Origin of the sequence: Dietzia sp. SLG310A2-38A2 (assembly GCF_014145095.1) — a bacterium.
GTDB lineage: Bacteria > Actinomycetota > Actinomycetes > Mycobacteriales > Mycobacteriaceae > Dietzia.
On sequence record NZ_JAALDX010000476.1, the window covers coordinates 21,012 to 25,840 of the forward strand.

4 protein-coding genes are annotated in these 4,829 nt (G+C 70.8%); 3 read left to right on the top strand and 1 reads right to left on the bottom strand.

The annotated features are described in order from the left end of the window. The first annotated feature begins 518 nt into the window (after positions 1 to 518). The 3 genes from G6027_RS15530 (at position 519) to G6027_RS19530 (ending at position 3,889) form a co-directional block, all read left to right on the top strand. Positions 519 to 2,282, top strand: coding sequence for a lipase family protein (locus G6027_RS15530; RefSeq protein ID WP_241727180.1), 1,764 nt, complete (start codon positions 519 to 521; stop codon positions 2,280 to 2,282). A gap of 68 nt (positions 2,283 to 2,350) precedes the next feature. Then, positions 2,351 to 2,689: a metalloregulator ArsR/SmtB family transcription factor gene (locus G6027_RS15535; RefSeq protein WP_182637954.1), complete on the top strand. Its 339-nt coding sequence runs from the start codon at positions 2,351 to 2,353 to the stop codon at positions 2,687 to 2,689. A 3-nt stretch (positions 2,690 to 2,692) separates the two neighbouring features. Then, on the top strand, positions 2,693 to 3,889 hold the full coding sequence (locus G6027_RS19530) for an SRPBCC domain-containing protein (RefSeq protein ID WP_346995767.1): 1,197 nt from the start codon (positions 2,693 to 2,695) through the stop codon (positions 3,887 to 3,889). On the opposite strand, the gene G6027_RS15550 is transcribed toward G6027_RS19530, so the two are convergent. Beyond that, positions 3,828 to 4,820, bottom strand: coding sequence for a pseudouridine synthase (locus G6027_RS15550; RefSeq protein ID WP_182637955.1), 993 nt, complete (start codon positions 4,818 to 4,820; stop codon positions 3,828 to 3,830). The genes G6027_RS19530 and G6027_RS15550 overlap by 62 nt on opposite strands. Positions 4,821 to 4,829: the final 9 nt, after the last annotated feature.

Below are 4,829 nucleotides of genomic sequence, written 5' to 3' on the forward strand. Positions count from 1 at the left end.
TGCTGCCACCGGCATCCACTGCAAAGCGCGCGCTACCGCGCTCGTCGCCGGCGCCGGACGTCGCGCCACGACGCAGTGGCGAGGGCGAGGGAGAACACGCTCCAGACCCGCTCGGGCGGCGAGGGCGAGAGGGCGTTCACCGCGGTGCCCGCAGTTCCTACGCCCACGCAGGCACGCGAGACACAGTCGCGCGCGCGAGGCGGTGTGCGATCGGCGAGGAGCGCCAGAGCGGCGGCGAGATACACGGGCGACGCGATCCCGCTGATCACGCGGAGTCGGGGCGGGAGGACGCCCGCATGCGTGCCGCCGAATGCGGCACGTCCCCATGGGGCCCCGGCTGCCAGACCGGCTTGGAACGCGGACAGAGTCATCAGGAGCAGGGGCGCTACGCGGGCGGCATCCACGGCGTCATCAAAGCACACGGTTCCAACTGGACGGGTGCGGATAACAGATATCTTCACTCGAGGGCGGTCCGTGCCATCGGCGCGACGACCTGAGCCCACCGCGAGGGGATGACGATGAGCGAGACGGGTGACGATCGGGCGGGTCGGACCAGGCGGGTCGTCGGGATCGTCCTGGCGCTGGTGTCGATCGCCGCGGGTGCGGTGTTGATCCTCGCCCACCTCGCCCTGCCGGAGATCGTCAGGGTGGCGGGTGCCGGCCTCGTCGTCGTCGGACTGGCGACGGTGCTCGGCGTCGACGGCGCCGGACACTCGCGGTGGTGGGCGCGGATCCTCACCGGAGTCGCCACGGCCGCGGCCGGGATCGTCGTGCTCGTCTGGCAGTCGGCGAGCATCCGCAGTCTGCTGTGGGTGATGGTCACCGCGCTGATCGTGCACGGTGTCCACACGATCGTGGCGGCGATCCGCAGTGAGACCGACCGCCGGGTGGCGGGGATGTTCAGCGGTGCCGCTGCGGTTCTATTGGGTTTGTTGTGCCTGGTCTGGCCGGTTCTGGCCATCGAGTTGATCGCGCTCGGAGTGGGTGCGTGGTTGGTGTTCGTGGGGCTCCGCGGGCTCCTGGACCCGTTGCTCCACCGCCGCCGGGAACGCGCGGCCGCGCGGGCCGGATCGGGGCGACTCCGCAGGTGGGGGCGGACGATCCTCGCGGTGACGGTGTTCCTGCTGGTGGCCGCGCTCGCCGTCGGCAGCGCCCTGCTGCTGCGCGGTGACGACCGCCCGGCGCCCGACGACTTCTACACCTCCACCGAACCCCTGCCCGCCGAGCCCGGCGTGCTACTGCGAGCCGAGACGCTCACCGTCGGGGTTCCCGCCGGGGCCGACGCCTGGCGCATCCTCTACACCAGCACAGCGCCGGACGACACCGTGGTGGCCGTCAGTGGCACCGTCATCGCGCCGGGCGACCGGGGCGCGGACGCGCTCCCGTTGCTCAGTGTGGCGCACGGGACCACCGGGATCGTCCCGCGCTGCGCGCCCTCCCTCAGTCCCACCCCGTTCTCCGACGGCGCGGGCGCCGCGCTCACGCAGATGGTGACCGAGCACGGCTGGGCGGGGGTGATCTCGGACTACGTGGGTCTGGGCACCCCGGGGATGCACCCGTACCTGGTCGGACAGGTGGAGGCGCGCAACGTCCTCGACGCCTCCCGCGCGGCGAGACAACTCGACGGCCTGACCCTGAGCAGCGATACCGTTGTCTGGGGGCACTCGCAGGGCGGACACGGTGCGCTGTGGACCGGCCAGATCGCCGACGACTACGCCCCCGAGTTGACCCTCCTGGGCATCGCGGGGATGGCTCCCGCCACGGATCTCTACACGCTCGCCGAGCTGAGCAAGGACGAGGTGGGAGGCAAGACGGTCTCCGCCTACATCGCGCAGTCGTGGAACGAGGTCTACCCCGAGCTGGATCTGGCCGGGCACCTCAACCCGGGCACCGCACACGGCGTGGAGATGATCGGCGACCTGTGCTTCAACGAGCAGGACGCGATCGCTGCGCTGGTGCGGGGGACGCAGATCCCGGACCAGGTGTTCCCCGACGCTGTGCTCGACGGCGACCTGGGTGGGACGTTGAGGGAGAACTCGCCGACCGGGCCGTGGCCCGCGCCGGTGCTGATCGCCCAGGGGTTGGCCGACCCGTTGGTCAAGCCGGCGATGCAGCAGGACTGGGTGGACGCCCGGTGCGCGGACGGCGAGCCGCTCGACTACCGGACCTACCCCGGCCGCGATCACAACGGGCTGGTCGCCGCGGACTCCCCACTGACCCCGCAACTCGTGAGCTGGACCCTCGATCGCTGGAACCGGGCGGCGCCCACACCCACCTGCTGAGCGCGCGCAGGCGGGCGAGCGGCACTGAGCCCCTTGACGATTTCCCATATGGGAATATGATTACGGGCATGGCACGGGCAGCGACGACCTCGGACGTGTTCAACGCGATCGCCGAACCCCAGCGCAGGGAGATCCTGGTCCTCCTGCGGGCAGGCGAGAGGCCGGCGACCGAGGTCGCGCTCGAACTGGGGATCACGCAGCCCGGTGCCTCCAAGCACCTGCGGGTGCTCCGCGAGGTCGGACTGGTGCGCGACCGACGTGAGGGCAAGCAGCGCATCTATCACCTCGACCCCGGTGGGCTCCGACCTGTCCACGAGTGGGTCGGCGGATTCGAGCGGTTCTGGAACGAGAGCTTCGACAGGTTGGACGACTACGTCCGCGAGATGGCGCGGACCGAGGAGGAGTAGGCCATGGGGGAGAACAGGCGAGGTGAGCCGACCGGGTCGGCGACCGCGGACCGCGAGATCGCCATCACCAGGTACATCGACGCGCCGCGAGAGCTGGTGTTCCGCGCGTTCACCGAGGTGCAGCACCTGGCGCGGTGGTGGGGGCCGGAGGGTTTCACCACCACCACCCGGTCCTTCGAGTTCCGCGAGGGCGGCGTGTGGGACTTCGTCATGCACGGCCCGGACGGAACCGACTACCAGGAGTGGATCACCTGGCGCGAGATCGTCCCCTCGGAGCGGATCGCGCTACTCCACGGCGAGTCCGCGGAAGACCCTGAGGCGTTCGAGTCGGTCCTGGACTTCGTGTCCGACGGCGGGGGGACCCGTGTCGAGTTCCGCACGGTGTTCCCCACGAGGGAGCTCCGCGATCGCGCGGCGCAGGAGTATCACGCCGTCGAGGGCGGCGAGCAGACCCTGGCCAACCTGGCGGCCCATGTCGCCGAGATGGCCGCCGCAGAAGAGGATGCGGGAGTTCGGAGGCAACTGGTCCGGGTCCACAACTTCTCCGTCTCGCTGGACGGGTTCGGAGTGGGTGAGGGACAGTCCCTCGAGGCGCCCTTCGGCCACGCGGGGACCCGACTGATGGAGTGGGCGCTGCCCACACGGACCTTCCAGGACATGGGATTCCACGGGGACCAGGAGGCCTCGGTGGGGGTCGACGAGACGTTCGCGAGCCGGTGGAACACGGGCGTCGGAGCGGAGATCATGGGCCGCAACAAGTTCTCGCCCACCCGCGGCCCGTGGGCGGACGAGACGTGGCGTGGCTGGTGGGGGGACACCCCGCCCTTCCACACCCCGGTGGTGGTCCTCACCCATCACCCGCGGCCGACATTGGAGCTGGACGGCGGCACCACGTTCCACTTCATGGACGCCGAACCCGCCGCGGCGCTCGACGCCGCGCGCGAGCTGGCCGGTGGCCTTGACGTCCGCATCGGCGGGGGAGCGAGCACCATCCGTCAGTTCCTCCAGGCGGACATGATCGACCAGATGCACATCGTGGTGGTGCCCGTCCTCCTGGGCAGGGGGGAACGGCTGTGGGACGGGGTGGAGGGGCTCGAGGAGCGCTTCCACATCGAGTCGATCAGCTCACCCAGCGGGGTCATCCACCTGAGCTTCTGGCGTCGCCGCACACCGGGGCCTCGGACAACCTCCGGCGCGTGACGAATCGCCGGGGCTCACCCGAGAGCGGGTCGGTGAACTCCAGCTCCCTGGCGAGCAGTTGCAGCGGGAGGGAGTGGTCATCCGGGATCTCCGGCAGCAGGTCGGGATACCGGCGATCGCCCAGGATCGCGATCCCCAGCTCCGCCAGGTGCACCCGCAGCTGGTGCAACCGGCCGGTACGGGGGCGCAGGATCGTGTGCAGGACCGGGCGCCCGGCAGCGCTCCTGCCCGCACCGAGGACGTCGACGAGGGTCTCGGTGTTGGGCGGGAGGTCGGGACGGACAGCGACCCGACGGTGGCCGCGCAGCCGTTCAAGGTGGTCGCGGTGGACGAGGGGGACCGGTCGCCCGGAGATCTCCGGCGAGCGCGGATCCCAGCCCGCGGGTCGCGTCGAGACAGCTTCGTAGGCCTTGGCGACCTCTCGTCGTTCGAACAGCGTCTGGTAGGCGCCCCGTGTGGACGGGCGTGCCGCGAACATCACCAGCCCGGCGGTGGCGCGGTCCAGACGGTGGACCGGGGTGAGGTCGGGATTGTCGAGCCGCACCCGGAGACGGACCAGTGCGGACTCGCGCAGGAACCGTCCCGTCGGGGTGGTGGGGAGGAAATGTGGCTTGTCGATCACGACCAGATCGTCGCTGACGTGCACGATCTCCTCGTGGACGGGGAGCGGGTCCTCCGACGGTAACTCGCGGTGATACCAGAGGAACTCGTGTGAACCGAGGGGCGCTGCGGGGCCGACCGGGCGGGCGTCGGCGCCCACGAAATCGCCGGCGGCGAAGCGGCGGTGCAGGTCGGCAGGGTCCAGGTGATCGAACCGCTCGACCACGTACTCGGCGATCGTCGCCCACGGCCCGACCGTCGGCACACGGAGCCGCGTCGGCCCGACCCCGTCCTTCACGGGCAGGGGCGACGGCATCGGCACGACCGCCATCCTCCCCAA

Coding starts and splice junctions, on each gene's coding strand:
- G6027_RS19530 (WP_346995767.1), top strand. CDS start 2,693: ATGGGGGAGAACAGGCGAGGTGAGCCGACCGGGTCGGCGACCGCGGAC.
- G6027_RS15530 (WP_241727180.1), top strand. CDS start 519: ATGAGCGAGACGGGTGACGATCGGGCGGGTCGGACCAGGCGGGTCGTC.
- G6027_RS15535 (WP_182637954.1), top strand. CDS start 2,351: ATGGCACGGGCAGCGACGACCTCGGACGTGTTCAACGCGATCGCCGAA.
- G6027_RS15550 (WP_182637955.1), bottom strand. CDS start 4,820: ATGGCGGTCGTGCCGATGCCGTCGCCCCTGCCCGTGAAGGACGGGGTC.